The following is a 5,560-nucleotide window of genomic DNA, read 5'->3' as shown; positions in this document are numbered from 1 at the left end:
GAAAAGACACTTTAATGCGGAACAAACACACATCGGCTATAGTAAGAGGATCATACAACTCAATAGTTCCAAAAAGTTTTGGGCTGATGCTGGTTGGGTCTCCTAAGATGTTAAAAAAGAAGCTCGCAAATGAGCTTCTTTTTCTATTTGAGTTTTTTCTTCGGGTAATATAAGAAAGCACCTTTTCTAAAGGTGCTTTCTTATATTATTCCTCTTTTTTAGATAAGCAGCGGTCACATTCCATTAAATATGACTCAGCCTGTTCATGCATTCCTTCACCACACTCAGGGCACACCTTCTTTGGTAGATTACGAAAAAATTCAACCGGACTCATCATAGTAAATATCCTCCTTTTATAGTACAATTTATATTTTACTTAACCTGTTATAGTACAGTATAAACATAATTATAAAATTTGTGTAGCCTTTTTTTGAAAAAATTTAAAAATAGGTGTTTGTTCATACTAGCTATTCGGGGTAGAGTTAATAAGTGGCAGGGGGCTATGTTATCCATGATTGGTAAATTAATCATCCTGTTTGTAGAGTGTCAACAACAATGGGAAAGGGAATTCCTATAAATTTCAATTGTCAATAGATAAAGGTGACAAAGTTATTACATTTTATTTAAGAAACCCTTTTATTCTTTTCCGTTTTAACATACAATCGAAATGAAACTTTAAAATGGGGAATGATGCCTAAATGGATAATCCGGAATTATCCTTCAATCCAATATTATTGCTAGTAGCCATTTTATTGACAGTAATGTCATCATATACAGCACTCGATTTATTCAGTCTAATAAAATCATCTGATCGAAATAAACGATTCCTGTTTTTGGGTGGGACATTTTCACTTGGCATAGGGATATGGGTCATGAATTTCTTTGGAATGCTTGCAATGAACCTAAATGGCAATGTTTCTTATCGAATCCCAATAACGGTCTTATCGATTATTTTAGTTATTTCGTTTACAGCAATGGCGTTCTATTCAATGACTGGCAAGTCGGTAAAAAAAAGCAATATGCTTGCGGGAAGCTTGTTCATGATGCTTGCAGTCCTGGTTGTCCATATCCTGGGAATGTACTCTATGAGGTTAGATTTCAGTTATCAGCCTCCTATTTTACTCATTGCACTTACACTAGTTTTCGTTTCATTTTACTTTTCCTTCTGGATGCTTTTCTTTTCAAAAAGTTTTACTCAAGGAGACCATGGTTGGATTAAGCCGCTAAGTGCTCTTTTCGTGACGGCTGCAATTGTTGAAGGGCATTTTCTTTTATCAAGAGCATCTTCAATCAATATTAGCAACGGTCTTGTCGAGCAGACAGGGATTCCAGAGTCGTTGATTAGTTATCTTATTGTTTTTATCTCAGTTCTTATCCTTGCTGGCTTGATCGGTTCAAGTGCGTTAATTAGCAAAAGGCTTGCAGTTTCAGATACCAACTTAAAAGATATTACAGATGCACTTAATTCATCAGCAATTGTCGCGATTACGGATCCTAAAGGTAATATCACATATGTTAATGAAAAATTCATTGAGATTTCTGGCTATAGTGAAGCTGAGCTTTTGGGTCAAAATCACTCGATATTGAATTCTGGACTTCATACTAAGGAATTTTTCAAAGATATGTGGAAAACGATCGGTTCAGGCGAGGTTTGGAAGGGAGAAATCCGAAATAAGAAGAAAGATGGTTCTTATTATTGGGTTGATACCACAATTGTTCCATTCCTGAATAGTAAAGGCAGGCCATATCAATATGTCTCGATTCGTTCTGATATAACACAACGAAAGCAGGCGGAAGCGAGCCTAAAGGAAACACTGAAAGAGGTCAGTGATATTAATTTTGCCCTCGATCAATCTTCCATCGTGGCTTTTACTGACGAGAAGGGGATTATCAAGAATGTTAATGATAAATTCTGTGAGATCTCTAAATACAATAGGGAAGAATTAATTGGTAATGACCACAGCATATTGAATTCCGGTTTACATTCGAAGGAATTCTTTAAAAATCTGTGGAAAACAATTGGATCCGGCCAGGTTTGGAAAGGGGATATTCGAAACAGAGCGAAGGATGGATCCTTTTACTGGGTGGATACCACGATTGTTCCTTTCCTGAATGAAAATGGGAAGCCGTATCAGTATCTTGCAATTCGTAACGATATCACAGAGAAGAAAAAGTCAGAGGAAATGCTGCACCGCCAGGATAAGCTTGCGGCTGTTGGCCAGCTCGCTGCTGGTGTTGCCCACGAAATCAGAAATCCGCTGACATCAATGAAAGGATATGCTGAATTTCTGCAACTTGACGAAACAGAGCCGCAGCGCCAGGAGTTTATTGAAATTATTCTTGATGAAATTGACAGAGTCAATAATATAGTTGAAGAGTTCATGGTACTTGCAAAACCAAAGGCTGTGGAGCTTGAGGAACAGAATATCATTCCAATTGTCCAAACTGTAGTGTCCATGTTGAAATTTGAAGCAAGAAAAAGGAATGTCAAACTGGATTTTGATGCTACAGAGGAAATCATCCAGATTGAATGTGATGAGAACCGATTAAAGCAAGTATTCTTGAATTTCATAAAAAATGGAATTGAAGCAATGCCTGATGGTGGAGATTTAAAAGTGAGAACAGAAATCCAGGATGACAATGTCGTCATTTCCATCAAGGATACAGGCGTAGGAATTCCTCCAGAAACGCTAAAGAAAATTGGCGAGCCTTTCTATACCACCAAGAAAAACGGAAATGGACTCGGCCTGATGGTTAGCTTCAAGATTATTGAAAGCCATAATGGCAAGGTTTATATCGAAAGTGAGCAGAACAAAGGTACAACATTCAAAATTATGCTCCCGGCAAAAACTGCATAATTGAAAGTCTGGGTAAGGCAGGAGTTAATCCTGCCTTATTTTTTATACTTTCTGACTGCCAAAAACAAAATTTGTCGAAGAAATGTTGGAAATATGACAAAAAAATCTTTTGGATTTTCTACATCGCTTTGAAAATTTAGACTACTATGGAAGTAAGAGAAATTTATATAAAAATGCCGGAGGGGAAGCTATGTCATCGATTAGCCAGGTTAAGACGGTCTGTGGTTATTGTGGTACAGGCTGCGGTTTGATATTGGAAGTAGAAGATAATAAAATTGTTAAAATCAGGGGAGACAAAGAGGCACCCGTAAATAAAGGACAGACATGTGTAAAAGGTGCTTTTGCCTATCAATATGTCCATGCTCCGAAACGATTGAATACACCCATGATCAGAAAAGCAGGAGAACTGGTAAAGGCTACATGGGAAGAAGCATATGATTTCATAGCAAGCCGATTGTCTGGTTTAAAGGATGAGTTTGGTCCAGAATCGATTTCGATGTTCGCATGTGCCCGCACAACCAATGAATCGAACTATATTACCCAGAAGTTTATGAGGACTGCTATGGGGAGCAATAATATTGATGGCTGTAACCGAACCTGACACGCTCCTAGTGTCGCCGGTCTGGCGACTGTTTTTGGAAGCGGTTTCCCAACAAATACTTTAGAAGATATTGATGAAGCAGAAGTACTTTTATTAATGGGATCCAATACAACGGAAGCCCATCCGATCATTGGAAATAGAATTAAAAAAGCTGCCAAAGGCGGTCTTAAAATAATCGTCATTGACCCTAGAAGAATTGATATGGTCAAGTCAGCTTATAAACATCTGCAAATTAACGTCGGTACAGATATTGCGCTGATCAACGCAATTATAAAAATTATCATTACTGAAAAACTGTATGATGAAAGTTTCATTGGCAGGCACACTGAAGATTTTGATGTGTTGCTGTCGAAGGTAGATCGCTACACACCAGAGTATTCAGCGGAAATCACCGGTTTGGCCGCAGAGGATATCATAGAGGTTGCTCGCTTGTACGCAAATGCTAACAAGGCCATGATCGCCTACACACTCGGTATTACAGAACATCACTGTGGTGTGAACAATGTATTCGATATCGCCAACCTTGCATTGCTGAGTGGCCAGATTGGCAAAAGAGGTTCAGGTATCATGCCTTTAAGGGGACAGAATAATGTCCAGGGCGCGGGAGATATGGGCTGTTTACCGAATCAGCTTACCGGTGCTGTAAGCTTATTGGATGACGAGTACCGGGCCCGCTTCGAGAATAAATGGAATGTAGAAATCAATAAAAAAGTCGGTGACACCCAGACGAGGACCTTCGATAAAATTGAAACAGGGGAAATCAAAGCATTATATTGTATAGGGGAAAATCCGCTAGTTGCAGATGTTCATATGAACCATACTAGAAGCTTATTAGAAAAACTCGATTTCCTTATTGTTCAAGATATTTTTATGACAGAAACAGCTGAGATGGCTGATGTCGTGTTGCCAGCCAAGTCATGGGGCGAAGTAGACGGAACATACACGAATACAGACAGGAGAATTCAGCGTGTACGCACCGCGGTGACTGCCCAGCCAGGAGTGAAAGAAGATTGGGAAATATTGTGTGAACTCTCCACGAAGATGGGCTATCCAATGGGGTATAGTTCAAGCGAAGAGATTTGGAATGAAGTGAGAGAACTTGCCTGGGAGATGTATGGCGGCATATCATATGCCCGTCTTGATAAAGAGTATGGAATCCACTATCCTTGTCCAGATGAAGCTCATCCTGGCACGAAAGTACTTCATGAAAGATTCCATGATGATAGGGTAAATGAAAAGCGCTCCAGTTTCGTACCAGTTGAATTCACACCACCTTTGGAACAGCCGGATGATCAATATCCTTTCACCCTGACGACTGGCAGGAGGTATGAGTCATACAATACACATACACAGACCCGCCACTATGCACCAGGCGTGAAAATTAAACAAACAGAGGAAACCCTTGATATACATCCCGAAGATGCACTGCGCCTTCAAATTAATGACGGCGATCTTGTAAGGGTAAGTTCACGAAGGGGAACTCTTGATGTAAAGGCTAAGGTAACAGAACAGGTAGTTCCAGGCCTTGTTTTCATGAGTTTCCATTGGTCTGAAGTTCCAACCAACGTCCTTACTCTTAATGAATATGACCCTATATCCGGCACAGCAGAATTTAAAGCATGTGCAGTTAAAATTGAAACAATCGCATAAGAAAAAGCTGAAAAGCTAAAATTCCCTTCGCGGGATTTTAGCTTTTTTTTGGTTAAGGAATTTATTAAATTATTGAGTTGTGGATAACTTCATGAAGTTATCTTAATCCAGCTCCAGCGCCTAGCCCCTCGAGTCGCTTCGGTCCGCCCGATGAAGTCAAAGAACGACTTCACCTGTCGGCCCTCCAGCGCTTGTCGGGGCTGAGCAAGGCGCTTACGCTATCTAATTTTGTCCAGCGAGGAAGGAGAGGCCGACCATGTACGTTATGAAACAAAGCGGTTGGATTGAATTGATCTGCGGCAGCATGTTTTCTGGTAAGTCCGAAGAACTGATCCGCCGCGTGCGCAGAACTCAGTTTGCCAAGCAAAAAATTGCTGTATTCAAGCCTGCGATTGATAACCGCTACAGCGAAGAATCGGTTGTATCACACAACGGAACTGCAGTTACTGCA

At 40.1% G+C, this 5,560-nt stretch carries 3 protein-coding genes and 1 pseudogene; 3 read left to right on the top strand and 1 reads right to left on the bottom strand.

What is annotated here, in order from left to right:
* Nucleotides 1-205 precede the first annotated feature (205 nt).
* Nucleotides 206-337 carry a protein YhfH gene (gene yhfH / locus ACH0QE_RS07990; protein WP_023613959.1) on the bottom strand — a complete coding sequence of 44 codons (132 nt, stop codon included), beginning with the start codon at nucleotides 335-337 and terminating at the stop codon, nucleotides 206-208.
* Nucleotides 338-698: 361 nt separating this feature from the next.
* Between yhfH and ACH0QE_RS07985 the strand changes: the two genes are divergently transcribed.
* The 3 genes and pseudogenes from ACH0QE_RS07985 to ACH0QE_RS07975 all read left to right on the top strand — a co-directional run.
* Nucleotides 699-2,858, top strand: coding sequence for a PAS domain S-box protein (locus tag ACH0QE_RS07985; RefSeq protein ID WP_415800166.1), 2,160 nt, complete (start codon nucleotides 699-701; stop codon nucleotides 2,856-2,858).
* Between the two features lie 190 nt (nucleotides 2,859-3,048).
* The gene (fdhF, locus tag ACH0QE_RS07980) at nucleotides 3,049-5,109 is read left to right on the top strand and encodes a formate dehydrogenase subunit alpha (RefSeq protein ID WP_415800165.1); all 2,061 of its coding nucleotides are present in this window, start codon (nucleotides 3,049-3,051) and stop codon (nucleotides 5,107-5,109) included.
* A gap of 256 nt (nucleotides 5,110-5,365) precedes the next feature.
* Nucleotides 5,366-5,560, top strand: a pseudogene (locus tag ACH0QE_RS07975) (thymidine kinase); the annotation flags it as partial.

Source organism: Mesobacillus sp., from assembly GCF_047739415.1.
GTDB lineage: Bacteria > Bacillota > Bacilli > Bacillales > Cytobacillaceae > Mesobacillus.
Note: the sequence above shows the minus strand (reverse complement) of the source record. Positions and strands in the feature narration are given on the sequence as shown.

Coding starts and splice junctions, on each gene's coding strand:
- ACH0QE_RS07985 (WP_415800166.1), top strand. CDS start 699: ATGGATAATCCGGAATTATCCTTCAATCCAATATTATTGCTAGTAGCC.
- yhfH (WP_023613959.1), bottom strand. CDS start 337: ATGATGAGTCCGGTTGAATTTTTTCGTAATCTACCAAAGAAGGTGTGC.